We start from the raw sequence: 26,803 nt of genomic DNA, 5'->3' as shown, positions 1-26,803 counted from the left end.
TCAGCCGCCGAAGCGGCGCGGATCGTACGGTGCGGGGTCGACGTAGGGCCGGTCGTGATCGAACAGTTCCGCCAGCAGCCGCGCCGTAGCCGGGCCCAGCGTCAGTCCCTGGTGGCCGTGGCCGAAGTGAAACCAGAGGTTGGCATGACGCGGCGCACGCCCGACCACCGGCCGCATGTCGGCGATACAGGGCCGCGCGCCCATCCACGGCTGCGCTTCCACCGGATCGCCCAGCCGCACGAGTTCAGCCGCCAATTGCTGCGCGCGCACCGATTGCACCGGCGTGGGCGGCGCTTCGTGATGGGCGAATTCCGCGCCCGTGGTCAGGCGCAGGCCCTGCCGCATCGGCGCCAGCAGGATGCCGTTTTCCGCGTCGAGCAGCGGTTTTTGCGGCATGTCCTGCACGTGATAGTGGCGGTGATAGCCGCGCTTGACGAACAGCGGCAGCCGGTACGCCAACTTCTGCGTCAGTCCCGCCGCCCACGGTCCCAGCGCGATAACCGCGTGTTCGGCGTCGATCGCGCCCGCGCTGGTCTGCACGGTCCAGCCGCTGCCGACGGCGCGCAGCGTATCGGCATCGCCGCGCACAAACACGCCGCCTTCGCGTTCGAACAGCGCCGCATAGCGAGCCACCAGTTCGCCGGGATCGCTCACGGTCCAGGGGTCTTGCCAGTGCACCGCGCCAGCCAGGCGGCGCTGCAGCGCGGGTTCCGCGGCGGCCAGCGCGTCGCCGTCGAGAATCGCGGTATGCAATGCGTGCTGCGTCGATACCGCCTGCGCGTCGCGCGCGGCGGCCTCGAATGCGGCAGGCGTGCGATACGCCTCGAGCCAGCCCGATTTGCGAATCAGGTCCTGCGCGCCAGCGCGTTCGACCAGCGGTGCATGTTCGTCGATGCAATGCTCGATCAATGCCGCGTAGGCGGCCACCGTGGCCGCGTAGCGCCGCGGCGCGGACGCGTGCCAGTAGCGCGCCAGCGACGGCACCAGCGAAGGCAGCGCGCGCAGGTGGTAATGCACGTCATTGCCGCGCCGCGCGGCCACGCGCAAGATGGCCTGCCATGCGCGCGGAAACGCATAGGGCTGCACTGCTTCGCGCTGGATGATGCCGGCGTTGCCGTAAGACGTCTCGCGCCCTGGCGCGTTACGGTCGATCAGGCAAACGGCGTGGCCGCGCTGCTGCAGCGCCAGCGCGGTGCAGACACCGACAATGCCGGCGCCCAGTACCACCACTTCGGTACGGCGGGAATTTCTGGCTGCGTCTGTCATGACGTCCTGACTACGGTCTTCAAAGGGTTTCGGGATCTGCCGCGAGGCTTCGCGATCTGGCGCGCTTCCTCCTGCAGGCAGGCGATCAGTTCGGTAGCGCTGGGGGCGGGCCGGCGATCGCGCAATGTCATCAGTCCAATCGGCGGCAGATCGATCCGCACCGTCATCGGCAGCACGTGGAAGCGTCCTTCGGACTGCAACTGCCGACCCACCGAGCGCGCCACGAATCCTACCGCGTGGCGCTGCGCGACGAACGTCGTGACCGCCAGATACGACGACGACTCCATCACATCCGCGGGCGGCTGGTGGCCGTGCCGATGAAAGGCCTGCTCGATCTTGACGCGCAGCGACGCCCACGGCGGCGGCATGACCAGCGGATGCCGGGCCAGGTCCGACCAGTCGGGCCGCGCCTTGCGCGCCAGTGGGTGGTCCGGCGCGACGATCGCCACCATCGGGTCCTCATAGAGCGCCTGCGTCGACAGGTCGGGAGCGGCATAGGCGGGTTCGAGCCGGCCCACGACCACATCGAGCTCGGACAGGCGCAGGCGCGGCAGCAGGTGCGTGAGGTCGCCCTCCTCGATCAGCACCGTGGCGCGTGGCGCACGCTGCTTCAGGCGCGTCACCGCGCCGGCCACCAGCACCGGCAGCGCGGCGCTCATCGATCCCACGCGCACACGACCGGCCGCGCCGCTGGCTTCGGCCTCGATCTCGTCGCGCGTGAGATCGTACTGGGCCAGCACCGAGCGCGCAAACCGCACCAGCGAAGCGCCAGCCGCGGTGGGTTCCGTGCCGCGCGTGGAGCGCGTGAACAGCGTCATGCCCAGCATCTTTTCCACCTCGGCCAACACCTTCGACACGGCCGGCTGGCTGACCGAAAGAAATTCTGCGGTACGCCCCAGATGGCGGAACTCGTCCAGCGCCACCAGCAATTGCAGGTGGCGCAGCTTGATATTGGAGCGGAAGGCGCGATCGATATGGGCCATGGCCGCGAGTCTACTAAACCCGCAGGTTATGAAGCAATGCCGATTTTCTATTGGATGGTTATGTTGATCGCCCTGACAATCGCATGCAGAGCGGTAGGCGCCGACCTTGCCGCGACATACAACAATGTTGGAGACATCCCCATGACTGACCGCCATCCCGCCAACCCGATGCGCCGCCGCCTGTTGCTGGGCGGCGCCGCGGCCACCGCTGCCGCCGCGAGCGGCGCCAGCCTGCTGATCCCGGGCGTGGCGCGCGCAGCTGCCGAGTATCCCGAGCGTCCCATCACTTTCATCTGCCCGTGGCCCGTCGGCGGCACGGCCGACCAGTCAATGCGTGCGCTGTGCCAGGTGGCATCCGGCATCCTTAAACAGTCGATCGTGGTGGAAAACCGCGCCGGCGCGTCGGGAATGATCGGCACCAAGGCGCTGTCACGCGCCAATCCCGATGGCTACACCATCGGCCAGGTGCCGATTTCGGTCACGCGCTTCTCGCAGCTCGGCATGCTGCAACTCGATCCGCGCACCGACCTCACATATCTGGCGCGCACCTCGGGCCAGACGTTCGGCATTGCCGTGCCATCGGCCTCGCGCTTCAAGACGCTGGCCGACGTGATTGCAGAAGCGCGCGCCAACCCTGGCCGCGTCACTTATGCGCATGCCGGCATCGGCGGCGCCACGCACGTCGGCATGGAACAGTTCGCGCTGGCCGCTGGTGTGAAGTTCAACGCCATCGCTTACAAGGGCGGCTCCGCCGCGCTGCAGGACGTGCTGGCCAACCAGGTGGACCTGCTGGCCGATTCCAGCTCGTGGGCGCCGCATGTCGAAGGCGGCAAGCTGCGCCTGCTGGCAACCTGGGGCGAGCAGCGCACGCCCCGCTTCAAGGACACGCCGACGCTCAAGGAACTTGGCTACGACGTGGTGGTGGAAGCGCCCAACGGCATCGGTGCACCCAAGGGCCTGCCGCCGGCCATCGAGACCAGGCTGCGCGAGGCGTTCCGCGCCGCCGTGGCCAGCCCGGAGTTCAAGTCCGTCGCCGCGCGCCTGGACGCCCCCCTGATGTACCTGGACGGACCCGACTACAAGAAATACGTGGCGACGGTCTACGCCCAGGAAACGCAGTTGATCAAGCGCCTGAAGCTCAAGGAAATGCTCGCGCAGAGCTAACCCGCAACGCATCTTTCAAACGTGACCCTTTCTCCCGTCATTCGTCTGCACGCCAACGACAACGTCCTGATCGCCCGAACCGATCTGACGCTGGGCCAGCCGCTGGAAGCGCTTGGCGTGCGCATGCGCGCCCAGGTGCCTGCCGGACACAAGATCGCCGCGCGTGCGATTGCGCGCGGCGAACAGATTCGCAAGTACGACACCGTGATCGGCGTGGCCGATCGCGACATCGCGGCGGGCGACCACGTGCACAGCCATAACCTGCGACTCGTCGATTTCTATCGCGATCCGGAATTCTGTCGTGACGTGCGGCCCGTGGACTATGTGCCCGAAGCCGAGCGCGCCACGTTCATGGGCTACGTGCGCCCGGACGGCCGCGTGGGCACGCGCAATTTCATCGGCATTCTTTCATCGGTGAACTGCTCGGCCACCGTCATCAAGCACATCGCCGCGCATTTCACGCCGGAGCGGCTGGCGGCCTATCCCAACGTCGACGGCGTGGCCGCGTTCGCGCAAAGCAGCGGTTGCGGCATGTCGTCGCCCAGCGAGCATTTCGATCTGCTGCGCCGCACGCTGGCAGGCTACGCGCGCCACCCCAACCTGGCCGGGGTGCTGATCGTCGGACTGGGCTGCGAGCGCAATCAGGTGGCGTCATTGGTGGACTCGCAGGGGCTCACGCCCGGCGAAAACCTCCATACGCTGGTGATGCAGGACACTGGCGGCACGCGCGCCACCATCGAGGCGGGCATCCGCGCCATCGAGGCCATGCTGCCCGCCGCCAACGCATGCACGCGGCAAGCGGTCAGCGCCAGCCATCTGAAGATCGGCCTGGAATGCGGCGGCTCCGACGGGTTTTCGGGCATCACCGCCAATCCGGCGCTGGGCGCGGCCATGGATATCCTGGTGCGCCACGGCGGCACGGCGATCCTGTCAGAAACGCCCGAGATCCACGGCGTGGAATACATGCTGACGCGCCGCGCGGTCACGCCGGAAGTGGGCCAGAAGCTGCTCGACAGACTGGCCTGGTGGGAACGCTACACGGCGGGACACAACGCCCAATTCAACGGCGTGGTCGGCCACGGCAACCAGCAGGGCGGCCTGGCCAACATCTTCGAAAAGTCGCTGGGGTCGGCCATGAAAGGCGGCACCACGCCGCTGCAGGCGGTGTACGAATATGCCGAGCCGATCGACACCGCGGGCTTCGTCTTCATGGATTCACCAGGCTACGACCCAGTGGCCGCAACCGGCCAGATCGCCAGCGGCGCCAACCTGATCTGCTTTACCACCGGGCGCGGTTCGATGTTCGGCTCCAAGCCCGCGCCCACCATCAAGCTGGCATCGAATTCGCCGATGTATCGCCGCCTGGAAGAAGACATGGACATCAACTGCGGTCTGGTGCTCGATGGCGAACTGAGCGTTGCGCAGATGGGCGAACGGATCTTCGAGCACATCCTGCGCGCGGCATCGGGCGCTCCCACCAAGAGCGAACTGCTGGGGCTCGGCGATCATGAATTCGTGCCCTGGCATGTCGGCATCGTCAGCTAACTTTTCTTCGCATTCCTCATGCTTGAATCCCTTTCCAACGGCGAACTGCTGCGTTCGCAGAATTTCATCGCGCAGCAATGGTGCGATGCGCAAGACGCACGCCAGATGCTCGAAGTCACCGACCCAGCCACGGGTGACGTGATTGCCCGCGTGCCAGACAGCGGCGCGGCCGACGCCGCACGCGCGGCCGATGCGGCGGCGGCCGCGTTTCCGGCATGGAGCGCCCGCACCGCGCGGGAACGCGCGCAAATCATCAAGCGCTGGCACGCGCTGATCCTCGCCAACGAGGTCGATCTCGCGCGCATCATCTCGGCCGAACAGGGCAAGCCGATGCACGAAAGCCTGGGCGAAGTGCGCTATGGCGCGTCGTACGTCGAATGGTTTGCGGAAGAAGCCACGCGCATTTGCGGCGACGTGGTGGCCGAAGCGGTGCCGGGACGCAAGATGATCGTGCTGAAGGAGCCGGTCGGCGTGGTGGCGGCGATCACGCCGTGGAATTTCCCGCTGGCGATGATCGCGCGCAAGATCGCCCCGGCGCTGGCCGCCGGCTGCACCGTGGTGGCCAAACCCGCCGAAGACACGCCGCTGACCGCGCTGGCGCTGGTGTATCTGGCCCAGCAGGCCGGGCTGCCCGATGGCGTGCTCAACATCGTGACCGCGTCGCGCGCCAGCACGCCGGCCGTGGTCGATACCTGGCTGGCCGATCCGCGCGTGCGCAAGATCACGTTCACGGGATCGACACCGGTGGGCAAGCATCTGGCGCGCGAATCGGCCGCCACGCTCAAGAAGCTGTCGCTGGAACTGGGCGGGAACGCACCGTTCATCGTCTTCGACGACGCCGATGTCGATGCGGCCGTGGAAGGGCTGATGGTGGCCAAATTCCGCAACGGCGGGCAAACCTGCGTCTGTCCCAATCGCGTCTACGTGCAGGCTGGCGTGCATGACGCCTTCGTCGACAAGCTCGCGGCCCGCGTAAGCGCGCTGCATGTGGGCCCGGCCAGCGAGGCCGCCGCTCAGATCGGGCCGATGATCAACGCGCGCGCTGTCGACAAGATCGACCGCCACGTGCAGGACGCCGTGGCGCACGGCGCGCGCGTGGTGGTGGGCGGCCGGCGCGTGCGCGAGGCCGACGGCCCGCACTATTACGCGCCGACCGTGCTGGTCGATACAACGCCGGCGATGGCGCTGGCGCACGAGGAAACCTTCGGCCCGGTGGCGCCCGTGTTCCGCTTCACGCACGAGGACGAAGTGGTGCGCGACGCCAACGACACGCCGTTCGGCCTGGCGGCCTACTTCTATTCGACCGACGTGCGGCGCATCTGGCGCGTGGCGCAGGCGCTGGAAACCGGCATCGTCGGTATCAACGAGGGGGCGCTGGCGTCCGAAGCCGCGCCGTTCGGCGGCGTGAAGGAATCGGGCTACGGCCGCGAGGGATCGCGGCACGGGCTTGACGATTACATGCATACCAAGTATCTCTGCCAGGGCCAGTTGAACTGAGCCCACCCGACAGGAGACAACCCCCATGCCCGCACACAACCCGTTCAAGACCGCGCTGGCCGCGCGCCAGGCGCAAATCGGCCTCTGGATGTCCGGCGCCACGCCCTATCTGGCCGAAGTCAGCGCGACGGCCGGCTTCGACTGGCTGCTGGTCGATGGCGAACATGCGCCCAACGATGTGCGCACCATCCTGCAAACGCTGCAGGTGCTGGCGCCCTATCGGTCGCAGCCCGTGGTGCGCGCCGTCTCTGGCGAAACCGCGCTGATCAAGCAACTGCTCGATATCGGCGCGCGCACGCTGCTGATCCCGATGGTCGATACCGCCGAGCAGGCCGCCGCGCTGGTGCGCGCCACACGCTACCCGCCCTTCGGCGTGCGCGGGGTGGGCAGCGCCGTGGCGCGTGTGTCGCAATGGACGGCGCGCAAGGACTATCTGGACGTGGCCGACGACGAGGTGTGCCTGCTGGTGCAGGCCGAAACCGTAACCGCCATGCAAAACCTGGAAGCGATCTGCGCCGTGGAGGGCGTCGACGGCGTATTCATCGGTCCGGCCGACCTGGCTGCGTCGATGGGCCACCGCGGCAATCCGGGCCATCCCGATGTGCAGGCGCAGATCGAAAGCGCGATGCGCACCATCGTGGCCAGCGGCAAGGCCGCCGGCACGCTCACTTCAGACAACGCGCTCGCGCGTCGTTATCTGGAACTGGGCTGCACCTTCGTGGCCACCGGCGTCGACGTGCTGGTCTTCGCCAACGCGGCGCGCAAGCTGGCCGCCGAATTCCTGCCGGATCGCGCGCAACGCATCGACGCGCCCGGCGCCGCCTACTGATTGTTGAAGATGACCTCACTGCCCTCTCAAGACGTTCTGCTGCATGCCATGCAGGACATCGTTGGCGCCAACGGCTGCCTGGTAGCCGACGCCGATACCGAATCGTTCGTCACCGACTATCGCCGCATCTATCGCGGCAAATCGCCGCTGGTGGTGATGCCGTCGTCCACCGAACAGGTCAGCCGCGTGATGGCCTGGTGCTACGCGCATGACGTGCCGGTGGTGCCGCAGGGCGGCAACACGTCGCTGATGGGCGGCGCCGTGCCGGACGACAGCGGCACGGCAGTGGTGGTCAGCCTGAAGAAGATGAATCGCGTGCTGGCCGTCGACACGGTCAACGACACCATGACCGTCGAGGCAGGCGTCACGCTGTCGGCCGCACGCGCCACCGCCGACGAAAACGGGCGGCTGTTTCCCTTGCGCATCGGCTCCGAGGGGTCATGCCAGATCGGCGGCAATCTGTCGACCAATGCCGGCGGCACGGCAGTGCTGCGCTACGGCAATATGCGCGACCTGGTGTTGGGGATCGAAGTCGTGCTGCCCGACGGGCGCGTGTTTTCGTCGCTCAAGGGGCTGCGCAAAGACAACACCGGATACGACCTCAAGCATTTGTTTGTTGGGGCGGAGGGCACGCTCGGCATCATCACCGGCGCGGTGCTCAAGCTGATGCCGCAGCCGCGCGCCACGGCGGTGGCGTTCGTCGCGGTGCAAAGCCCCGCAGCGGCCGTGCAACTGCTTGGCCAAGCGCGTGCGTTGTCGGGCGGCGCGGTCACCGCCTTCGAGCTGATCTCGGCGCCCGCGCTCGATCTCGTGCTCGAATACCTGGGCAACGCGCCGTCGCCGCTACCCGCGCGGCACGACTGGATGGTGCTGATCGAACTGACCTCGGGCGCCGACGAGGACAGCCTGAACGCGACGCTGATGGAAATCCTCGAAACGGGCCTCGGCAACGGCTGGGTGGTAGACGCCGCCGTCGCTTCGAGCCTGGCCGACATCCAGCAGTTCTGGCGTATCCGTGAAGAAATCTCGGACGCCCAGACCCGCACCGGCGGCAGCATCAAATGCGATATCTCGGTGCCGGTGTCGCGCATCGCCCAGTTCATCGAAAAGGCATCGGCCGACGTGCTGGCGCTGGAGCCCGCTACGCGCATGGTGATCTACGGTCACATGGGCGACGGCAACGTCCACTTCAATCCGCTGCGGCCGCGCGACCGCGACGCAAAATCGTTCCTTGCGCAGTGGTACAAGCCCGTGTCCGATCTGGTCGATGGGCTGGCCCATGCCGAGAACGGTTCGATCTCCGCGGAACATGGCATCGGGGTGGCCAAGCGCGACGATCTCCGGCAATACAAATCGCAGGTGGAACTGGAATTGATGTGGCAGGTGAAGCGCGCGCTCGATCCCAAGAACCTGCTCAACCCCGGGCGCGTGCTGCCGCAAATCGATGGAGCGGCGGCGTCCTGATCGCAGGCAGGATCGCGGTCGTTACCAACGGTTGTTGCCAACAGAAAAGAGAAAAGGCGGGGCATCGCGCCCCGCCTTCCGTGACTGCATTTTTCACTGGCGCGCGCCGTGCCGCAGCGCACGCCAGTTCGCAGGGGTTTCCGCTCAGCGCGGATTCCGGTTCTTCTTCATGTCTTCCTTGGCGTCGCCATAGGCAGCCTGCGTGCGGCCCGCTACCTGCTCGGCCTTGCCCTTGACTTCCGTGGACGCCTTGCCGGTCACCTTGCCGGCCAGCTCCTTGGCCTTGCCCTTGGCTTCGTTCACACGGCCTTTCACTTGGTCCTTGTTCATGGTCACGCTCCTATGATCGGTTCGAAAAGGCCGGGTCCCCGTCAACGGACCGTCGCCAGCGGCGACGCGTTGCATGGGAAGCGGCGCTAGAGGACAGTGTAGAAAATACGCTGGCGCATGCACGTAGGACGACACCGCAATGGTGTGTCGGACGCCATCTCCGGCGCGGCAGCGCGGCCGCTCGCAAGTGCCGCAAAGGCGGCTTCACCCGTTTGTCGGCACGGCGCTTGCGCCTAGCGCCGCCCGCCCGCCAGTTTCACGGCGTCCGGATGTTGCCTGAGCCGCCACATCGCCACGCAGCCGAGCGCCGGGCCGATAGCGAGCATGCCGAAGCCACCGCGCCACCCCAGCAGCGCCACCACGTCGGGGAGCAGGTGGATGCTGACCAGCGTCAGCAGAAATCCGGCGCAGGTTTGCGCGGTCAGCAACGTGCCGATGGACGAGGGATCGGCCAGTTCGGTCACGCTTGCGGAAAACTGCGCGGAGTCGGCGATGACCGATACGCCCCATACCAGCGCGACTGCCACCAGCACGGTCATCGGCGCCGCGCCGAGCCAGCCCATCGCTGCGGCGCACGATGCGCTGACGGCCATCGCGCCGATCGTCACCGCGGTGCGCCCCACGCGGTCGGCCAGCCAGCCGCCGAGCCACGCGCCCAGCGCGCCGATGGCAATCACCGTGAAGGTCAGCAGTTCCGCATCGGTGCGCGCGTCGGTGGCGCCGCGGGCCGCCAGCGTCTGTTGCAGGAACAGCGCCAACCACGCCCACATCGCGTAAAGCTCCCACATATGGCCGAGATAGCCGAGATTGGCCAGCCGCACGGCAGGCTGACGCCATGCCTGCGCGATCTTGGACAGGTCGATGCGCGCGGCGCGCTTCAGATGCGGACCGATGCCAGCCAGCCCGATGATTGCCGCCGCGCACGCGGCGCAGGCCGCGGCCACGCCGTAAATCGTGCGCCAGTCTGCGCCGCCGGTGGCCGCCACCAGATGCGGGCTGGCCGATCCCAGTGTCAACGCGCCCACCAGCAAGCCGATCAGCAAACCCAAATCGCGTTGCGCCCAGGTGGCGGCAAGCCGCATGCCCACTGGATACACGCCGGCCATGCACATGCCGGTGACAAAGCGCAGCACCGCCACCGCCCCGCCGGTTGGCGGCAGGAAGGCCAGCGCGCCCGTGGCGATGGCCGCCAGCAACGCCGAGCCCGCGAACAGGCGCCGCAGATCGTAGCGATCGGCCAGGGAAAGCAGCGCGGATGCCAGCGTGCCGGCCACGAAGCCGAACTGCACGGCGCTGGTCAGCAGCGCTTCATCGAAGGCGCTGATCGAATGAGTGCGCTTGATCACCGCCACAGCCGTGCTGGCGGAAAACCACACGCCCATTGCCGCCACTTCGGCCAGCAACAGGATCACGATCGAGAACAGTTTGCCGCGTGAGGGCGATGCCGGCATGCTCACGCCGCGGCCGATAGCGCGGCGGCGCCGACGCGATGGAAGTCGCGGCCGAAATAGATCAGGCCGTCCCTATCGCTGGCGGTTTGCGCGGCCTTGATTTCGCAGAAAAACACGGTATGCGTGCCGACTTCGGTCACCGATACGATCTCGCAATCGAGTGCGGACACCGCGCCATGCAACACCGGCGCGCCGGTCACCAGCCGGTCCCACGCGGCACCGGCAAAACGCGCGTCGATCGACAGCTCCTTGTCGGCAAAGCGCATCGCCACATCGCGCTGTTCGGCGCTCAGCACGTTCACACACAGCCTGCCGTTGGCGCGCATCGCCGCATTGTTGCGGCTGGCGCGATGGATGCAGACCAGCAGCGTGGGCGGCTCATCGGTCACCGCGCACACGGCGGACGCCGTGCAGCCGGCCATGCCGGCCGGGCCGTCGGTGGTGACGACATTGACGGCGGCGCCCAGGCCGGCCATCGCGTCACGAAAGGTTGTCTTGTCGACCATGATCCAGAGCCCGACGATTACAGGTTGGCGCCCGCGCCGCGATAGCGCGCGGCGGTGTGCGATGCCGGCAGCCGCGCGCGGCCAAACAGCTTGTCGCGATAGGTGCCGGTCCGATACGCGGTCTTGTAGGCGCCGCGCTCCTGCAACAGCGGCACCACCAGATCGATCACGTCCGTGAAACACTCGGGCACCACGGTGCGCGACAGGTTGAAGCCATCGACGCCGGTTTCCTCGCTCCACGCCATCAGCAGATCCGCCACGCGCTCCGCGGAGCCCACCCACGGCGGCTGGCGGCTGCCCAGCACCATCTGTTCCAGCAGCTTGCGGCGCGTCCACTGTGGCCCGGCGCTGCGCGTCATCGCTTCGACGTTGGACACGATGGCCTGGCTCTTGCCCGTATCGATCGGCTCGTCGAGGTCATAGCGCGCGAAATCGATGCCCAGCGAAGCCGCCGCATGCACCAACGCCGCTTCGGAACTGACATAACGGCGATATTCCTCGAATTTTTCCTGCGCCTCGGCGTCGGTGCGCCCCACCACCAGCGTCGCGCCGAGAAACACCTTGACGTCCTCCGCCTGCCGGCCCAGTTGCACGGCCTGCCTGCGAATATCGTCGACGATGTCCCTGACGCCCTCCTTCTTCTGTCCGTTGACGAACACACATTCCGCGTGCGTGGCGGCAAAGCGGCGGCCCCGCGTCGATGCGCCTGCCTGATACAGCACTGGCGTACGCTGCGGCGACGGCGCGCAGAGGTGCATGGCGTCGACCTTGTACTGCGGCCCATGATGATGAATCGCACGCACCTTCGCGGGATCGGCGTAGATGCCGCGCGTGCGGTCGGCGACCACCGCATCGTCATCCCAACTGCCTTCCCACAGCTTGTAGACCAGCGCCATGTATTCGTCGGCCAGATCGTAGCGGTCGTCGTGCGCCACTTGCCCTTCCATGCCGATCGCGCGCGCAGCGCTGTCCAGATAACCGGTGACGATATTCCAGCCGATGCGCCCGCCGGTCAGGTGATCGAGCGTGGACATGCGGCGCGCGAACAGAAACGGCTGCTCGTAGATCAGATTGGCGGTGACGCCGAATCCCAGATGCTGCGTCACCGCGGCCATGGCGGGGATCAGCAGCGTGGGATCGTTGACCGGCACCTGCACAGCGCCGCGCAGCGCGGCATCGGCACTCCCGCCGAAGACGTCGTACACGCCCAGCACATCGGCAAAGAAGATGCCGTCGAACAGGCCGCGCTCGAGCGTCCTGGCGTAATCGACCCAATATTGGAGCTCGGCGTAGCGATGCGAATGGTCGCGCGGATGGGTCCACATGCCTTGCTGGATGTGGCCGACGCAATGCATGTCGAAGGCATTCAGGCGGATTTCGCGCGGCATGGGGGCTCCGTTCGGCGATTGGGGCGTTCGATTTGCCATCCACTATAGTGGACGAAATGCCATTATCGTAAGGACTTGTCGCGCAGGGTTTACCCGTATGTGTTCGATCGATGCGCGCCGGAGCCAACGCCGCGCCGCTCTTATAATGCGACGTCTCCCGACTTGCCCATCACCATGAGCCGACTGCCCGAAGACCCGACCCACGCCATCTCGGCGCGCGTGCGCATCGAGCGCGAATCGCGCGGCTGGTCGCTGGCGGATCTGGCCGACCGCTCGGGCGTATCGCGGGCGATGATCAGCAAGATCGAACGCGGTGAAGCCAGTCCAACGGCAACGGTGCTGGGGCGACTGTCCGGCGCGTTTGGGTTGCAGCTGTCGATGCTGCTGGCGCTGGCCGAGCAGAGCGGCGAACGACTGAGCCGCCATGCGGACCAGCCGGTATGGCAGGACCCCGAAACCGGCTACACGCGCCGCGCGATCTCGCCGCGCAATGGCGGCATGCTGGAACTGGTGCACGTCACGCTGCCCGGCCGTGCGCGCGTGGCCTATCCTTCGTCGGCGTTCACGTTCCAGCACCAGCAGATCTGGGTGACGGAGGGCACACTGGTCTTCGAGGAAGGAGAACTGGTGCACACGCTGCACGCGGGCGACTGCCTGCAACTGGGGCCGCCTGCGCCATGCACGTTCGTCAATCCTGGCAGCACGCCGTGCGTCTACGTGGTGGCATTGGTGCGACGCTGAACACACTGCGCGCATCGGCGGCCGGCATCAGTGCTGATCGGCGTCGATCCACACGTTGGTCGATGCACCGGCGCGCGACAGGCGCATCTGGTAGGTGTAGCGCTCCGGGTGATACAGGCCGACCAGAAACTGCACGGGGCGGCCTTTGCTGTCGCTGGCCACACGCGACACGCGCAGCAGCGGCACGCCCGGCGCGATGCGCAGGATGCGCGCCACATCGAGATCGGCCACTGCGGCGCCGAGCGTCTGCTCGGCCGACACCACCTCGACGCCATGCTGTTGCAGCGCCACCAGCATCGGCGTGTCCTGCAGCGTATGGCGATCCAGTGCGCCGGCCAGATCGCCGGGCACGAACACTTCGGTGTAAGCGATCGGCTGCGTCTTGAACTTGCGCACGCGCACCACCTTCAGCACCGGTGCGCCTGGCGGCAAGCCAAGCGCGGTGCTGACCGACGGCGGCGCCGGCATGCGTCGCCATTCCAGCACTTGCACGCGCGTGCGCATGCTGACGCTGACGATATTGTCGAGCAGCCCGCCGCTGACGTGCGGCACGGTGGACGCCTGCGCGCGCCCGTGCCGGAGCGTCGGCACAGTACCCTTGCCACGCATGCGCATGACCAGTCCCTCTTCCTGCAGCCGTGCCAGCGCCGCGCGCACCGTCACGCGCGCCACGCCGAACTCTTCGGCAAGCTGACGCTCGCCGGGCATCGGCATGCCGGTTTCATAGAGACCGGCGCGAAGGCGGTCCCGCAGGATCAGGCGAACCTGCTGAAAGCGCGGCAGGCCGGTATGGGTATCGAGCGTCATGCTGGAAATCGAAGCCGCGGACGCGGGGCCGGAAGCGCGGCGGATGGTTGGCGACGCCGCCACGGTACGCGCGCGGCGGCGCTTCGACAAGCGGGGTTATTCGTACTGCTTGCCCAGCGCCAGCATCTCGGGCGTGCCAATGACATCGTTGAGCGCCTGGAACGACAGCATCCTGTCCAGATACGGCGTGGTCGTGCCGTGGCCTTCCAGACTGTGGAGATAGCTGCGCAGCGCAAAACTCAGCGCGCGCACCGTGCCGCCTGGGAAGATCGCGATCCGAAAGCCGATCTCCTCGAGCTCCTGCGCGGGCAGTACCGGCGTCTTGCCGCCCTCGACCATATTGGCCAGCAGCGGCGCGCGCGCGCCGAGCCGGGCGATGGCCGTGGCCATGTCGGCGCGGCTGCGCAGCGCCTCCACGAACAGCACATCGGCGCCCGCGTCCGCGTAGCGTTCGGCACGTTCCAACGCGGCGTCCATGCCCTCCACGGCCACCGCGTCGGTGCGCGCGATGATCAACGTATCGTCGCTGCGCCGCGCATCGCAGGCCGCACGGATCTTGCCGGCCATTTCCGCCGTGCCGATCACCGACTTGCCGTCGAGATGTCCGCAGCGTTTCGGCATGGCCTGGTCTTCGAGCTGGATGGCGGACGCGCCCGCGCGTTCCAGCGCGCGCACGGTCTGCATCACGTTCAGCGCGTTGCCGAAGCCCGTATCGGCATCGACCATCAGCGGCAGCGTCGGGCAGCGTTCGCGGATATTGCGCGTCACCGAGGCCACGTCATCAAGCGACAGAAAGCCGATATCGGGACGGCCAAAGCGCGTGTAGGCGATGCTTGCGCCCGACAGATACGCAGCCTGAAAACCCGCCTGCTCGACCAGCAGGGCCGACAGCGCGTCGTAGACGCCCGGCGCGGTGACGATGCCTGCGGCCTGCAGGCGTTGCTTGAGTGTCATGGCACGTCCTTGTTGACAGAGAGTTGACCCGACGCGATCCTGCGCGCCAGATGCGGCACCAGACCGCCATCGCGGATCATGGCCACCAGATGCGGGGGAATCGGCTCGCATTGCAATGCGGATTCGCCTTCGACAAACACCTGCGCGGTTTCGATCTCGCACCGCGCGCGCAGACCCGCGGCAATCGACGGCAGCGACGCGCAGGTGAGCAGCGGCAGGCCTAGGTTGAAGCCGTTGCGATAGAACAGCCCCGCGAACGACGGCGCCACCACGGCGCTCACCCCGAGGTGGCGCAGCACTTCCACCGCCTGCTCGCGCGACGATCCCGCGCCGAAGTTGCGCCCGCCGATCACGATATCGCCGGGCCGCACGCGGGCGGCAAACGTCGGGTCCACCGCTTCCATGCAGTGCCGCGCGATCTCTTCGATACCGAACTTCATGTACGCGCCGGGCGCAAGCAGATCGGTGTTGATGTCGTCGCCGAACACCCAGGTGCGGCCGGTATATGCGGCGCTCATGCCAGCACCTCGCGTGGATCGGCGATGCGGCCCGCGATGGCCGACGCGGCCACCGTATAGGGCGAACCGAGATAGACCTGCGATGACGCCGCGCCCATGCGTCCCTTGAAGTTGCGCGCCGTGGTGCTGATCACCACGCTGTCTTCGCCAAAGCGGTGTTCGCCATAACCGGCGCAGGCGCCGCACGCATTGGGCAGCAGTTCCGCGCCCGCATCGGTCAGCGCGCCCAGCGTGCCTTCCTGCGCGGCGCGCGCCTGATCGGCGGCGCTGGCCGGTGCCACCAGCAAGCGTGTGCCAGTTGCCACGCGCCTGCCGCGCAGCACTTGCGCGGCCATGCGCAGGTCTTCGAGCTTGGCGCCCGTGCACGCGCCGATGTAGGCAACGTCGATGCGCACGCCGCCAAACGCATCGACATCGTCGGCATCGGCCGGCGTGTGCGGACGCGACACCTGCGGCGCCAGCGACGCCGCGTCGAACGCGTGCGTCGACAAATACGCCGCATCGGCGTCGGACTGCCATGTGGCGAGATCGATCTCGTGCGCCGCCACGCCCGCGTTGCGCAGCCAGTCGTGCGTCACGGCGTCGGGCGCCACCAGTCCCACCTGTCCGCCCAATTCAGCGGTCATGTTCGAAAGCGTCATCCGTTCCTGCATCGACAGCGCGGCCACGGCATCGCCCGTGTACTCCACGGCCTGATACTGGCCGCCGTCCATGCCAAAGCGCGTGCACATGCGCAGCATCATGTCCTTGGCCGACACGCCCGCGCGTAGCCGGCCATGCCATTGCATGCGGATGGTCTGCGGCACGCGCACCCAGATCTCGCCGGTCACCAGCACGCCGAGCATCTCGGTGGCGCCAATGCCGAACATATAGGCGCCAAACGCGCCTCCGGTCGACGAATGGCTGTCTCCGCCGACAGCGAACATGCCGGGACGCAGATAGCCGTGCTGTGGCACCACCACGTGGCAGATGCCCTCCATGTCATGAAAGCGCGTCACGCCGGCCTCCTTCACCCAATCGCGCGCGATCTGCACGATCTTGCGGCTGTCCGCGTCGTGGGCGGGCACGTAGTGATCGGTGACCACCACGACCTTGTCCGGATTCCACACCTTCGCACCCAGCTTTTCGAGCATCGGCTTGACGCGGCGCGGCCCGCCCGAGTCGTGCATCATCGCCAGATCCACGCGGCAGGTGACGATTTCCCCCGGCGCCACGGCGGCCCTGCCCGAAGCGCGGGCCAATAACTTCTGTGCCAATGTCTGGCCCATCATGCGTTCCCTTACTCCACCCGAGTGCCAGACGCCTGGATCACGCGGGCCCAATGCTGGATATCGGCGCGCACGAATTGCGCGAACGCCTGCGGCGTCATGTTCACGGTCGTAGCGGCTTCCGTTTCCATGCGCTGCTTGTACGCCGGATCTTCCAGCGCGATCCTGACCGCGCGATACAGCTGGTCGGTGGTGGCCGCCGGCAGCTTTGCCGGACCGAACAGGCCGAACCACGCCGACGATTCGAAACCCTTCACCGTTGCGCCGATCGGCGGCACGCCCGGAAACTGCGGCAGCGCGTCCTTGCTGCTGACGCCAAGAAACTTCAGCGTGCCCGCTTTCAGGTGCGGCAGCACGTTGACCGTGCTGGCGAACATCAGGTCGACGGTGCCGCCGCCTAGCAGATCCGTCAGCGCGGGATTGGTGCCCTTGTAGGGAACGTTCACGATGTCGGCACCGGTCTGCAGCTTGAACTGTTCGCTGGCCAGATGCAGCGACGATCCCTGCGCGCCGATCGCAAACGTCAGCTTGCCCGGATTGCGCCTTGCATAATCGATCAGTCCGGCCGTGGTATCGAATGGCGCGTTCTTGCGCGCCACCAGCACACTGGGCACGCGCGCCACCATCGTGATCGGCGTGAAATCCTTCACCGGATCGAACGGCAGATTCTTGTAGAGCGACGCGTTGATGGTGTGCCCGGTGAAACTCATCAGCAGCGTGCTGCCGTCCGGCGTGCTGCGCGCCACGTATTGCGCGGCGATGTTGCCGCCCGCGCCGGGGCGGTTGTCCACCACCACCGTGCGATGCAGCGTGTCGCCCATCGAACGCGCAATCAGGCGCGCCAGGGCGTCGGTAGTGCCGCCCGCGGGGCTGCCCACCACGATCGTGATCGGCTTGTCCTGCGCCGCGTGCAGCGCCGGCGCGACGAGCGCAAAGATCGCCAGCGCGGCGCCGGCCATGAGCTTTCTTCGACTGATCATCGATGTCTCCGCCTTTTTTGATGGGGTTTCGGCGGACTGTATGCCCCGGCGTCGCACCGCTCAATGGAACCAGCTGGTCCTATCCACGGGACCACCGGGCGACGCGCATTGTCCGGACATTGTCGTGCCGCCCGCATGTCGGCACATTGCGCCACGGGGGCGACCGCGCAAGCCGCGACGGGCCGCGCGCAAAGCGTGCAATGGTACACAAGACGCGCGCATCGCGTCGCCCGCGGGGCGGGTTTTCCCGCTTGACACTGCCTTGCCGAGGACTTACATTGCCCCGGCAGATTCAGATAAGAGACCATCTGTAGGATGGTCTCTTAGCGCGTGCAGTTTGCTGCGGCCTCTTACAGAACAACGATAAAGGAGACCGCCGTGCAAAGCTCTGCCATCAAGATACGTGGCATCGACGATGTCATCGCCTTCATAGATTCCTGTCCTGGTATTCGTGGCCGCGCCGGCGTTGTCTGGTGGCTGGCACTGGGCGGACTGTTTCTCGACGCCTTCTCCAATTCGGCACTGAGTGCGGGCCTGGGCCCGATGACGCGCGACCTGCATATGGAACCCGGACAGGTGGCGCTGCTCACGTCGTTCGCGTCGTGGGTGGCCATCGCCTTCAACCCGCTGGGCGGCTGGATGGCGGACCGTTGGGGGCGCGTCAGGCCGCTGATCCTGGCCAAGCTGTTTGCCGTCACCGGCGCCCTGCTGGTGGTGTTCGCACCGGATTTCCAGACCATCCTGATCGGCCGCTTCTTTGTGGGCGCCGCATACGGCATCGACTTCGCCATTGCCATGGCCGTGCTGGCAGAGTTCACGCCGGTCAAGCTCAAGAGCCGCCTGAATACCTGGCAAGGCATGTGGTACACGGCCGTCTGCCTGAACCTGGTGCTGGCGCTCCTGTTCCATTCGTGGAATGTGGGCGATGCGATCTGGCGCTACTCGGTGGCCGCCACGGCCGTGTTCGGCATCGTCATCCTGATCCTGCAGGTGCTGTTCCTGGTGGAAAGCCCAACGTGGCTGGCCCGCAAGGAAAGACTCGATGACGCCGCGCGCGCGATGACACGCATCTATGGCCGCGCCTTCGAGGCCGCGCCGCCTGCCGAGCGGATTCCGGTCACCAATATGGCGCGGCGCGGGCTGGCCAATGTGCTGCTGATCTTCCGCGGCATCTATCTGCCCCGCACGATCCTGGCCGCCACGGTGCAGATCGGGCAGTCGATCCAGTATTTCGGCATCGGCTGGTATCTGCCGCTGATCAGCGCGGCGCTGTTCGGCAAGGATTTCGTGTACGCCACGCTGGGCGCGCTGGTGTTCAACATCTGCGGCATCTTCGGCGGCTTCCTGTCGCCCGTCATCGGCCGCCGGCTCGGGCTGCGCCGCGCATCGGCGTTCGGCTTTGCCGCGGTGTTCGTCATGCTGCTGATCCTTGGCCTGTTCAACGGCAGGATGCCGACGTGGGTGGCCGTCATCGTGCCCTCGCTGTTCATCCTGTTTCATTCGGGCGGCCCCGGCGCCAACGGCAAGAGCCTTTCGTCGCTGTCGTTCCGCAGTGAACTGCGCGCGGGCGCCAACGGCGTAATCGGCGCGCTGGGCGCCATCGGCGCCGCGCTGGGCCTGCTGGTGTTTCCGCTGTTCCGCGCGCGCTATGGGCTGGAAACCACGTTCCTGATTCTTTCGGTCGTGCCGCTGGTCGCCAGCATCATCTGCTTTGCGATCCCCTGGGATCCGACGCGCACAACCATTCATCCCGATAACGAAGCCGACGCGCCGCAGTTCCGCAGCGATGCGCGCGACGCAGCCGGCTTCATGCATCCCGCCACAGAGAAGTAGATCGTCATGCCAAACAGGAACGTCATCCTCGCCATTGACGAGGGCACGTCCGGCACGCGCGCCGCGGTCGTCGCCAGCGACGGCCACGTCTCGTGCCTTGAATACACCGCGCTGCAGGTCGATTCCCCGCGCCCCGGCGTGGTGGAACAGGACGCCAACGTGCTGCTGGAAAAGACGCTCGACGTCTGCCGCGCCACGCTGGCGCAGGCCGCTCGCGAGAATCTCAACGTCGTGGCGTTGGCGGTCGCGACACAGCGCGCCACTGGCGTGCTGTGGGACACCGTGACTGGCCGCGCGCTGGTGCCCGCGATGGTCTGGCAGGACACGCGCTATGCCGCCGCGCTCGATCGCCTGGCACCCGAATGGGACCCGCGCCTGCGCGCCAGCGTCGGCCGGCCCGCCGGTGTGCGTTCGCCCTACCTGTGGGCCGCCACGCATCTGCGCGAGACACCGGCCGTGGCCGACGCCTGGCGCCGGAAACGGCTGGCGTTCGGCACTGTCGACAGTTGGCTGCTGTGGCATCTGTCGACCGAGCGCGCCTGCGTCACCACGCCCACCAACGCCACGTCCTGCAGCGCCTATGTGCTGGGCGAACACCGCTATCTGGCCGAATGGATCGACGCGCTCGGCTTTCCGCATGAGCTGCTGCCCGCGCTGCGGCAGGACGCCGACGATTTCGGCCGCACACGCGTCGACCTGCTGGGCATCGATGTGCCGATCCTGGCCTGCGCGGGCGATCAGTTGGCCGGCGCGGTCGGCCTGGGCTGTCTCGACGCCGGGCAATCGATGTGCCTGCACGGCACGGGCAGTTTCGTGGACCTCGTGATCGGTCCCGGGCTGCCGGCGCGCAGCGGACAATCGGACAGCACACTGACGATGACCGCGCGACGCCTGCACGACGTGTCACATTTCTCGGTGGAGACCTTCGTCGCCACCACGGGATCGGCGCTGAACTGGGTGTGCGACAAGCTGCGCTGGTTCGAAAGCGCCAGGCAGATCAGCGCGCTGGCATCCAGCGTGACGTCGTCGCGCGGCGTGACCTTCATTCCGGCGCTGACGGGGCTGCGTGTGCCGGCGATGCAGCCCGAGGCGCGCGCCGCGCTCAACGGCGTGTCGATGGCCACCACACAGGCCGAAATCGCCTACGCGATTCTCGAAGGCATCGCCCATTCGGTGGCCTCGTGCATCGACGCCAATCGCGACATCGCCGGCGTGCCGGTGCGCGATCTGGTGGTCGGCGGCGGGCTATCGGGCAGCGACGCGCTGCTGCAGATGCAGGCCGATCTCACCGGCTTGCCGATTCACCGCATGCAGGAAAGCGATCGCGCCAGTCTGCGCGGCATCGCCTATCTGGCCGGCGCCTCGGGCCTGCTGTGGGATGGCCTGCAGCAGGCGCGCACCACCACCCGGGCCGACGCGGTGTTCACGCCGCGCATCGGCGACGACGAACGGGCCGCGCGCCGCGCGCTCTGGCACGCGCGCGTGGCCTCCGAACTCAACCACGTGCAGGCGTTTGCCGCGCATTGACCCACCTGGAGAAGCAAGCAACATGATGGTCCTGCCATCCCGCAGCGCAAACCGCGAGCGCGCCGCCATGACCCGCACCGATCCGTTGCGGCTGGTGCGGCGCGAACAGCTCGACCGCCTGGGCGCCGACACGTTCGACATCCTGATCGTGGGCGGCGGCGTGACCGGCGCTTACGCCGCACTGGACGCCAGCCTGCGCGGCTATCGCGTGGCGCTGGTCGAAAAGAGCGACTTCGCATCGGGCACGTCGTCCAAGTCGTCGAAGATGGTGCATGGCGGCCTGCGCTATATCGAACAGGGCAACCTTGGCCTGGTGCGCCATTCCCTGCTGGAACGCCAGCGCCTGCGCCGTAACGCGCGGCATCTGGTGCAGCGCCTGCCCTTCCTGTTTCCGGTGCTGGAGCGCGACGGCGTGTTCGACCAGCGCCTGGCCAAGGCCTTCGAAGGCCTGCTGTGGACCTACGACCTGGCCGGCGGCTGGCGCGAAGGGATCCTGCACCAGAAGCTGACAAAGGCCGAAGTGCTGTCGCACTGCCCCACCTTCAACGAGGAACATCTGAAGGGCGGCTTTCTCTATTTCGACGCGCGCGTGGACGATGCGCGGCTGACGCTGAATATCGCGCGCACCGCCGCATTTCACGGCGCCGCGGTCACCAACCACGCGCGCGTCACGGAAATCACGCGCAACGCGCATGGCAAGGTGGACGGCGCGATCGTCCAGGCCGACGGCCGCGAGATCCGCGTGCGCGCCGGCGCGGTGATCATGGCCACCGGCGTGTGGCTGCGCGACTGGACCGGGCGCCGCAAGGACGAACAGAAGACGTTGCACATCCGGCCCGCCAAGGGCGTGCACATTGCCATCCCGTGGCTCAAGATCCGCAACGACTGCACGGTCACGATCCCGGTGCCGGGCCGCAGCCGCCGCGCCACCATCACGCGCTGGGGCAATGTGTCGTACCTCGGCACCACCGACGAGGACTACGACGGCGACCTCGACAACGTCATGTGCACGCGGCAGGAACTCGATTTCCTGCTGGACGGCGCACGTTCGGCGCTGAAGACCGACCTGCAGCCCGAGGACGTGGTCGGCAGCATCGCGGGATGCCGGCCGCTGGTGGCGCCCCCGGGCGGCAAGACGCTGGAAATCAAGCGCAATCACGAAATCCACGTGGCCGGCGACGGCCTGGTGACGATCGTTGGCGGCAAGCTCACCACGTCGCGCCATATGGCCGAACAGACCATCGACGCCGCACAGCAGGTGATCGGAAAACGCGCCAGATGCCGCACGAAATCGGCCTATCTGCTGGGCGCCGCGGGCTACGACGCGCAGGCCATTGTCGCCTCGGGTGGCATGGCGGCGCACCTGGGCGAGCGCTACGGCACCGAGGCGCGCTTTGTCAGCGACATCCTGCAAGCCGACCCGTCGCTGGCGCGGCCCATCGTCGAGGGCCTGCCGCACACCGAAGCCGAGATTGTCTATGCCGTGCGCCATGAACTGGCCGGCACCGTCGACGACATTCTTTCGCGCCGCATCCGCGCCCGCCTGATGGCGCGCGATGCATCGGCGCAGGCCGCGCCGCGCGTGGCCCAGATCCTCCAGGCCGAGCTCGGGTTGTCCGGGCAGGCCGTCGCGCAGCAGGTCAGTGACTATCTGGCCGCCGTCGCACTCGAAAAATCCGTCCTTATGGGAGACGCAGCATGATCAGCAAGGAAGCCATCAAACGCGGCTACAACCGCGGCAACTACGTGGTGGGCAAGCACACGCCGCCGCACTTTGCCGCAAGCATTACCGAAACGCCGGACCGGCCGGGCCTGCAGCGCGATGCGGTGCCGGTCGACGCCGCCACCATCGACGCCCTGCGCCGCGTCGCCGACGAGGTGCTCACCGCCACGGGCGACGTGGTCAACTGGACGCGCGACTGGTGGGCCGGGTCGATGATGACCGAGACCGGCGGTGCGCCGGCCACGCCGCGCGGTGTGATCGTGCGCGCCTCCACTGTCGAGCAGATCCAGGCGGTGATGCGCATTGCCCATGCCAAGGCGATTCCGGTCACGGTTTCGGCCGGGCGCAGCAACGTCACGGGCGCAGCGCTGCCGGTGCGCGGCGGCATCGTGCTCGATGTCTGCGATCTGAACGCGTTCCTCGGCTTCGATCGCGACAGCCAGATCGTCGAAGTGGAAGCGGGCATGTTCGGCGATATCTTCGAGCAGACCATCCAGCAGGAGCACGGCATGACGATGGGCCACTGGCCGTCGTCGTTTGCCATCAGCACCGTGGGCGGCTGGGTGGCGTGCCGCGGCGCGGGACAGCTCTCCACGCGCTACGGCAAGATCGAGGACATGGTCGTGGGCATGGACGTGGTGCTGGCCGACGGCCGGCTCGTCACGGTGGGCGGCTATCCGCGCGCCGCGCTGGGGCCAGACCTGATGCAGATGTTCATCGGATCCGAAGGCACGCTGGGCGTGATCGTACGCGTGCGGCTCAAGCTGCATCGCCTGCCCGACTATGGCCGCGCCATCGCCTATGGCTTCAAGTCGTTTGCGATCGGCCTCGAAGCGTGCCGCGAGATCATGCAGCGCGGCGCCAATCCCGCAGCGCTGCGCCTGTACGACGCGCTGGAAAGCGGCGTGCAGTTCGGGCTGCCCGATACCAATGTGCTGCTGGTGGCCGACGAGGGCGCGCCGGAAATGGTCGACGCGGTGATGGCGATCAGCGAGCGCGTGTGCGCCGAACTGGGCGACAGGCTCGATGGCGATGCCATCTTCGAGCGCTGGCTAGATACGCGCTACCTGACCGGCAAGAGCGCCGAGGGGTTCAAGCGCAGCCCTGGTTTTGTCGCCGATACGCTGGAAATGGCGGGCCCGTGGAGCGATCTCGCGGCGATCTACACCGACGTGGTGGCCGCGATCAACGCGGTGCCCGGCACGCTGGCCGGCTCGGCCCATCAGTCCCACGCCTACGTGGATGGCGCCTGCCTGTATTTCTCGCTGCGCGGGGACGTGGCCGTGGAAGACCGCCAGAAGTGGTATCGCGCCGCCTGGGACGCCGCCAACGCGGTGCTGATCCAATACAATGCCGCGCTGAGCCACCACCACGGCATCGGCCTGCTGCGCGCGCCCTACATGGCGCCGTCGCTCGATACGGCCTTTGCGGTGCTGGAGACGGTGAAGCGGGCGCTCGATCCGCTCAACATCCTCAATCCCGGCAAGCTCGGCCTTTCCGACACGCTGCCCCACGAAGCCAGGAAGTAACACATGGACAGGTCTCTCGGCGCCCGCCTGACACGACACCCGGTGATCGCCACGCTGTACGGCGTGGAACAGATCGACGCCTTCATCGACAGCGAGGCGGAAGTCTCGATCGTGGCCAACGTGGAGCTGCGCAAGCTGCAGCCCGTGATCGCCACGCTGACGAAAGCCGGCAAGTACGTGATCGTCAATATCGACAGTTGCGAAGGGCTGTCGCAGGACAAGGGCGGCGTCGAGTACCTGGCCGATATCGGCGTGACCAGCCTGGTTTCCACGCGCGTGGCCACCATCCAGCGCGCCAACCGGGCTGGCATGGTGACGATGCAGAAGGTGTTCGTGACCGATCGCTCGACATGGCCGCGCAGCGTCAAGGCGCTGGAACAGAGCGATCCGAACCTGGTGCAGTTGATGCCCGCGCCGATGCTGTCGCATCTGCCCGAGGCGGACCGCAAGGCGCTGCCACCTATCGTCACGTCGGGCTTCGTGTGCAACCAGGACGATATCCGCAGCGCGATCGCGCACGGCGCGGTGGCGATCTCCACCAGCGACCGCACGCTCTGGCATCTGCAGGCCACGATGCTCAAGGGCGAAGCGGCGGCGCAGGCCGATGCGCCAAAGGCCGCAACGACGCGCGCGAAGTCCAGGGCCGCCGCCCGGCCCGCTGCGGCAGCGACCGCTTCCACGTCTACGCCCGCGTCTACTGCTACGTCCGCGACATCGTTTCCGGCGTCGCCGGCGGCATTTTCCAGGGCCGCCTCGTTGACGGCTTCCTTGTCGACGCCCGCCTCTTCATCCTCATCGACGTCCGCGCGCCGTACGCGGTAAGCCAAGCGGTAAACCGCAGCGCGCCGGCCATCAGTCGATCGTGGCTCCGGAAGCCTTGACCACCTTGCCCCACTTGTCGATTTCGCGCGCGATGAACTGACCGGTATCGGCGGGCGATGTCCATGTCGCGGCAAACCCCTGGCTCGCGAATCGCGCGCGCACGTCGTCCTGATTGAGCACGGCCTTGAGCGCTTCGGACAGCCTTGACTGCACGGCCGCGGGCGTGCCCGCCGGCACCAGCAGCGCATTCCACGCCGTCGCCTCATACCCGGGCAGGCCCGCCTGCGCCATGGTCGGCACATCTGGCGCGGCGGGCGAGCGCGTGGCGCCGGTGATGGCCAGCGCCCGCAGCTTGCCATCGCGCACGAACGGCATGGCCGACAGCATCGTATCGAACATCACCGTGGCCTGCCCCGCCATCACATCGGTCAGCGCGGGCGCGCTGCCCTTGTACGGCACGTGGGTCATGCGCACGCCGGCCATGCTGTCGAACAGTTCGGCGGCCAGGTGGGTCGATTGCCCGTTGCCCGAGCTGGCAAACGTGACCTTGCCCGGATTCGCACGGGCCATCGCGATCAGCTCCGCGACGCTGCCGGCCGGCGTCGATGGCGCGGTGACCAGCACAAGCGGCCCGCTGGTCAGCATCGACACCGGCGCAAAGTCCGTGCGCGTGTTGTAGCCCGGCTTCGAGAACAGCGTCATGTTGATCGCGTGCGCCGTGGTGGCCACCAGCATCGTGTAGCCGTCGGGCGCCGACTTGGCCACCGCGTCGGCGCCGATATTGCCGCCCGCGCCGGGACGGTTGTCGACCACCACCGTTTGCCCCAGCCGCTCCGACAGTTTCTGCCCGACCACGCGCGCCACGATATCGGTGGGCCCGCCCGGCGGATATGGCACCACCATGCGGATCGGCCGGGTCGGCCAGTCCTGCGCGCCGGCTGCCGGCGCAACCGCCAGCAACGACCAGCACAGCCACAACGGCGAGGTTCGCAACAGCTTGCTTGCCAGGTACATGCGCACTCCTGAATCGCGATGGTTTGCGGAATGAAACAGCATCGACAGCGGAATCAGTGCGTATATAGGCGCCGGCCGCACGCTATGTCACTCTGCAGCGCACCAAAGTTTTGCGGATCGAAACCGTCTGTGCGTTTCGGCAGCCAGGAGGCGCGGGAGGCGTGGCCGGCAGGCGTGGAATGCAGGCGCGGGCGAAACCCGCCGACGATCACAATGGCGGCAGGCGACGCCGCACCGGTTGCGACTTGACGATGGCCGAGCTGGTTTCGGCCAGGTCGGTGATCTGTTCGAGGATATGGTCCAGGTGTTCGATCGAGCGCAGATAGAGGCGGCCGATAAAGCAGTCGTCGCCGGTGACCTTGTCGCACTCGGCAAACTCGGGAATCGCTTCGATCAGCTTCTGCACCGCGTGCAGCTTGCCCGGCAAGGGCTTGATGCGCACGATGGCCTGCATCGAAAAGCCCAGCGTGCGCGGCTCCACCTCCACCGTGAAACCCCGGATCACGCCGCGATCCTCGAGGCGGCGCAGGCGCTCCGACGCACCGGGCGCGGACAGCCCGACCTGCTCGGCCAGCGCCTTCACGGGCATGCGCGCGTCCTGCTGCAGCAGCGCCAGGATGCGGCGATCGAGATCGTCCAGCGACATAAGGTATTTTCCGTGGTT

At 67.3% G+C, this 26,803-nt stretch carries 23 protein-coding genes and 1 pseudogene; 11 read left to right on the top strand and 13 right to left on the bottom strand.

Going from position 1 to position 26,803, the window contains the following annotated elements; genetic code table 11:
* Both F7R19_RS10880 and F7R19_RS10875 read right to left on the bottom strand, forming a co-directional pair.
* Positions 1-1,266, bottom strand: coding sequence for an NAD(P)/FAD-dependent oxidoreductase (locus F7R19_RS10880; RefSeq protein ID WP_150980420.1), 1,266 nt, complete (start codon positions 1,264-1,266; stop codon positions 1-3).
* Positions 1,263-2,249, bottom strand: coding sequence for a LysR substrate-binding domain-containing protein (locus tag F7R19_RS10875; RefSeq protein ID WP_150980417.1), 987 nt, complete (start codon positions 2,247-2,249; stop codon positions 1,263-1,265). The genes F7R19_RS10880 and F7R19_RS10875 overlap by 4 nt, the downstream gene beginning before the upstream one ends.
* Before the next feature lie 141 nt (positions 2,250-2,390).
* On the opposite strand from F7R19_RS10875, the gene F7R19_RS10870 reads away from it, so the two are divergent.
* The 5 genes from F7R19_RS10870 to F7R19_RS10850 are packed head-to-tail and all read left to right on the top strand — an operon-like array spanning position 2,391 to position 8,748.
* Positions 2,391-3,413 (top strand): tripartite tricarboxylate transporter substrate binding protein, encoded by a 1,023-nt coding sequence (locus F7R19_RS10870; protein WP_150980416.1) that lies wholly within the window; start codon positions 2,391-2,393, stop codon positions 3,411-3,413.
* Positions 3,414-3,434: 21 nt separating this feature from the next.
* Positions 3,435-4,958: a UxaA family hydrolase gene (locus tag F7R19_RS10865; RefSeq protein ID WP_150980413.1), complete on the top strand. Its 1,524-nt coding sequence runs from the start codon at positions 3,435-3,437 to the stop codon at positions 4,956-4,958.
* An 18-nt stretch (positions 4,959-4,976) separates the two neighbouring features.
* Positions 4,977-6,455 carry an NAD-dependent succinate-semialdehyde dehydrogenase gene (locus F7R19_RS10860; RefSeq protein ID WP_150980410.1) on the top strand — a complete coding sequence of 493 codons (1,479 nt, stop codon included), beginning with the start codon at positions 4,977-4,979 and terminating at the stop codon, positions 6,453-6,455.
* Positions 6,456-6,480: 25 nt separating this feature from the next.
* Positions 6,481-7,284 (top strand): 4-hydroxy-2-oxoheptanedioate aldolase, encoded by an 804-nt coding sequence (gene hpaI / locus F7R19_RS10855; protein WP_061957019.1) that lies wholly within the window; start codon positions 6,481-6,483, stop codon positions 7,282-7,284.
* 9 nt (positions 7,285-7,293) lie between these two features.
* Entirely contained in the window at positions 7,294-8,748 is a 1,455-nt protein-coding gene (locus F7R19_RS10850) for an FAD-binding oxidoreductase (RefSeq protein ID WP_150980408.1), read from the top strand.
* 144 nt (positions 8,749-8,892) lie between these two features.
* Here the strand turns inward: F7R19_RS10850 and F7R19_RS10845 are convergent, their stop codons facing one another.
* The 4 genes from F7R19_RS10845 to F7R19_RS10830 form a co-directional block, all read right to left on the bottom strand.
* Entirely contained in the window at positions 8,893-9,078 is a 186-nt protein-coding gene (locus F7R19_RS10845; protein ID WP_061954659.1) for a CsbD family protein, read from the bottom strand.
* A 233-nt stretch (positions 9,079-9,311) separates the two neighbouring features.
* Positions 9,312-10,529 carry an MFS transporter gene (locus F7R19_RS10840; protein WP_150980405.1) on the bottom strand — a complete coding sequence of 406 codons (1,218 nt, stop codon included), beginning with the start codon at positions 10,527-10,529 and terminating at the stop codon, positions 9,312-9,314.
* Between the two features lie 2 nt (positions 10,530-10,531).
* Positions 10,532-11,035, bottom strand: a complete 504-nt coding sequence (locus F7R19_RS10835) for a flavin reductase (protein ID WP_061954655.1) — start codon at positions 11,033-11,035, stop codon at positions 10,532-10,534.
* A gap of 17 nt (positions 11,036-11,052) precedes the next feature.
* Positions 11,053-12,423, bottom strand: coding sequence for an LLM class flavin-dependent oxidoreductase (locus F7R19_RS10830; RefSeq protein ID WP_150980403.1), 1,371 nt, complete (start codon positions 12,421-12,423; stop codon positions 11,053-11,055).
* Positions 12,424-12,597: 174 nt separating this feature from the next.
* Here F7R19_RS10830 and F7R19_RS10825 point away from each other — a divergent pair, with 174 nt between their 5' ends.
* Complete coding sequence (locus tag F7R19_RS10825) at positions 12,598-13,164, top strand: helix-turn-helix domain-containing protein (protein WP_061954651.1); 567 nt, start codon at positions 12,598-12,600, stop codon at positions 13,162-13,164.
* 27 nt (positions 13,165-13,191) lie between these two features.
* On the opposite strand, the gene F7R19_RS10820 is transcribed toward F7R19_RS10825, so the two are convergent.
* The 5 genes from F7R19_RS10820 to F7R19_RS10800 are packed head-to-tail and all read right to left on the bottom strand — an operon-like array spanning position 13,192 to position 17,691.
* Positions 13,192-14,061 carry a GntR family transcriptional regulator gene (locus F7R19_RS10820; RefSeq protein ID WP_150980398.1) on the bottom strand — a complete coding sequence of 290 codons (870 nt, stop codon included), beginning with the start codon at positions 14,059-14,061 and terminating at the stop codon, positions 13,192-13,194.
* Positions 14,062-14,067: 6 nt separating this feature from the next.
* The gene (locus F7R19_RS10815; protein WP_150980396.1) at positions 14,068-14,925 is read right to left on the bottom strand and encodes an isocitrate lyase/PEP mutase family protein; all 858 of its coding nucleotides are present in this window, start codon (positions 14,923-14,925) and stop codon (positions 14,068-14,070) included.
* The gene (locus F7R19_RS10810; protein WP_150980392.1) at positions 14,922-15,443 is read right to left on the bottom strand and encodes a LeuD/DmdB family oxidoreductase small subunit; all 522 of its coding nucleotides are present in this window, start codon (positions 15,441-15,443) and stop codon (positions 14,922-14,924) included. Before F7R19_RS10810 ends, F7R19_RS10815 begins: the two co-directional genes overlap by 4 nt.
* A complete protein-coding gene (locus F7R19_RS10805; protein ID WP_150980391.1) occupies positions 15,440-16,714 on the bottom strand; it encodes a 3-isopropylmalate dehydratase large subunit in 1,275 nt (424 codons plus the stop codon). Before F7R19_RS10805 ends, F7R19_RS10810 begins: the two co-directional genes overlap by 4 nt.
* Positions 16,715-16,722: 8 nt before the next feature.
* The gene (locus F7R19_RS10800) at positions 16,723-17,691 is read right to left on the bottom strand and encodes a Bug family tripartite tricarboxylate transporter substrate binding protein (protein WP_150980388.1); all 969 of its coding nucleotides are present in this window, start codon (positions 17,689-17,691) and stop codon (positions 16,723-16,725) included.
* 378 nt (positions 17,692-18,069) lie between these two features.
* Here F7R19_RS10800 and F7R19_RS10795 point away from each other — a divergent pair, with 378 nt between their 5' ends.
* From F7R19_RS10795 to F7R19_RS10775, 5 genes and pseudogenes are all read left to right on the top strand, one after another.
* Complete coding sequence (locus F7R19_RS10795; protein WP_150980385.1) at positions 18,070-19,524, top strand: MFS transporter; 1,455 nt, start codon at positions 18,070-18,072, stop codon at positions 19,522-19,524.
* Positions 19,525-19,530: 6 nt separating this feature from the next.
* Positions 19,531-21,051, top strand: a complete 1,521-nt coding sequence (locus tag F7R19_RS10790; RefSeq protein WP_150980382.1) for an FGGY family carbohydrate kinase — start codon at positions 19,531-19,533, stop codon at positions 21,049-21,051.
* Positions 21,052-21,073: 22 nt separating this feature from the next.
* Positions 21,074-22,753, top strand: a complete 1,680-nt coding sequence (locus tag F7R19_RS10785; protein ID WP_150980380.1) for a glycerol-3-phosphate dehydrogenase/oxidase — start codon at positions 21,074-21,076, stop codon at positions 22,751-22,753.
* Positions 22,750-24,303, top strand: a complete 1,554-nt coding sequence (locus tag F7R19_RS10780) for an FAD-binding oxidoreductase (protein WP_150980377.1) — start codon at positions 22,750-22,752, stop codon at positions 24,301-24,303. The genes F7R19_RS10785 and F7R19_RS10780 overlap by 4 nt, the downstream gene beginning before the upstream one ends.
* Before the next feature lie 3 nt (positions 24,304-24,306).
* Positions 24,307-24,867 (top strand): annotated as a pseudogene (locus F7R19_RS10775) (glycerol-3-phosphate responsive antiterminator); the annotation flags it as partial.
* A gap of 288 nt (positions 24,868-25,155) precedes the next feature.
* Here F7R19_RS10775 and F7R19_RS10770 read toward each other — a convergent pair.
* The gene (locus tag F7R19_RS10770; protein WP_061954699.1) at positions 25,156-26,139 is read right to left on the bottom strand and encodes a tripartite tricarboxylate transporter substrate binding protein; all 984 of its coding nucleotides are present in this window, start codon (positions 26,137-26,139) and stop codon (positions 25,156-25,158) included.
* 208 nt (positions 26,140-26,347) lie between these two features.
* A complete protein-coding gene (locus tag F7R19_RS10765) occupies positions 26,348-26,785 on the bottom strand; it encodes an Lrp/AsnC family transcriptional regulator (protein WP_061954630.1) in 438 nt (145 codons plus the stop codon).
* Between the last annotated feature and the right edge of the window lie 18 nt (positions 26,786-26,803).

The organism is Cupriavidus pauculus (assembly GCF_008801835.1).
In the GTDB taxonomy this organism is placed as follows: domain Bacteria; phylum Pseudomonadota; class Gammaproteobacteria; order Burkholderiales; family Burkholderiaceae; genus Cupriavidus; species Cupriavidus pauculus.
This window is presented reverse-complemented; position numbering and strand designations above follow the sequence as displayed.

Excerpts from the sequence above, each read along its gene's own strand:
- F7R19_RS10825 (WP_061954651.1), top strand. The coding sequence starts at position 12,598 with ATGAGCCGACTGCCCGAAGACCCGACCCACGCCATCTCGGCGCGCGTG.
- F7R19_RS10810 (WP_150980392.1), bottom strand. The coding sequence starts at position 15,443 with ATGAGCGCCGCATATACCGGCCGCACCTGGGTGTTCGGCGACGACATC.
- F7R19_RS10815 (WP_150980396.1), bottom strand. The coding sequence starts at position 14,925 with ATGACACTCAAGCAACGCCTGCAGGCCGCAGGCATCGTCACCGCGCCG.
- F7R19_RS10785 (WP_150980380.1), top strand. The coding sequence starts at position 21,074 with ATGATGGTCCTGCCATCCCGCAGCGCAAACCGCGAGCGCGCCGCCATG.
- F7R19_RS10840 (WP_150980405.1), bottom strand. The coding sequence starts at position 10,529 with ATGCCGGCATCGCCCTCACGCGGCAAACTGTTCTCGATCGTGATCCTG.
- F7R19_RS10860 (WP_150980410.1), top strand. The coding sequence starts at position 4,977 with ATGCTTGAATCCCTTTCCAACGGCGAACTGCTGCGTTCGCAGAATTTC.
- F7R19_RS10845 (WP_061954659.1), bottom strand. The coding sequence starts at position 9,078 with ATGAACAAGGACCAAGTGAAAGGCCGTGTGAACGAAGCCAAGGGCAAG.
- F7R19_RS10770 (WP_061954699.1), bottom strand. The coding sequence starts at position 26,139 with ATGTACCTGGCAAGCAAGCTGTTGCGAACCTCGCCGTTGTGGCTGTGC.
- F7R19_RS10765 (WP_061954630.1), bottom strand. The coding sequence starts at position 26,785 with ATGTCGCTGGACGATCTCGATCGCCGCATCCTGGCGCTGCTGCAGCAG.
- F7R19_RS10875 (WP_150980417.1), bottom strand. The coding sequence starts at position 2,249 with ATGGCCCATATCGATCGCGCCTTCCGCTCCAATATCAAGCTGCGCCAC.
- F7R19_RS10780 (WP_150980377.1), top strand. The coding sequence starts at position 22,750 with ATGATCAGCAAGGAAGCCATCAAACGCGGCTACAACCGCGGCAACTAC.
- F7R19_RS10800 (WP_150980388.1), bottom strand. The coding sequence starts at position 17,691 with ATGATCAGTCGAAGAAAGCTCATGGCCGGCGCCGCGCTGGCGATCTTT.
- F7R19_RS10805 (WP_150980391.1), bottom strand. The coding sequence starts at position 16,714 with ATGATGGGCCAGACATTGGCACAGAAGTTATTGGCCCGCGCTTCGGGC.
- F7R19_RS10870 (WP_150980416.1), top strand. The coding sequence starts at position 2,391 with ATGACTGACCGCCATCCCGCCAACCCGATGCGCCGCCGCCTGTTGCTG.
- hpaI (WP_061957019.1), top strand. The coding sequence starts at position 6,481 with ATGCCCGCACACAACCCGTTCAAGACCGCGCTGGCCGCGCGCCAGGCG.
- F7R19_RS10850 (WP_150980408.1), top strand. The coding sequence starts at position 7,294 with ATGACCTCACTGCCCTCTCAAGACGTTCTGCTGCATGCCATGCAGGAC.
- F7R19_RS10830 (WP_150980403.1), bottom strand. The coding sequence starts at position 12,423 with ATGCCGCGCGAAATCCGCCTGAATGCCTTCGACATGCATTGCGTCGGC.
- F7R19_RS10880 (WP_150980420.1), bottom strand. The coding sequence starts at position 1,266 with ATGACAGACGCAGCCAGAAATTCCCGCCGTACCGAAGTGGTGGTACTG.
- F7R19_RS10790 (WP_150980382.1), top strand. The coding sequence starts at position 19,531 with ATGCCAAACAGGAACGTCATCCTCGCCATTGACGAGGGCACGTCCGGC.
- F7R19_RS10835 (WP_061954655.1), bottom strand. The coding sequence starts at position 11,035 with ATGGTCGACAAGACAACCTTTCGTGACGCGATGGCCGGCCTGGGCGCC.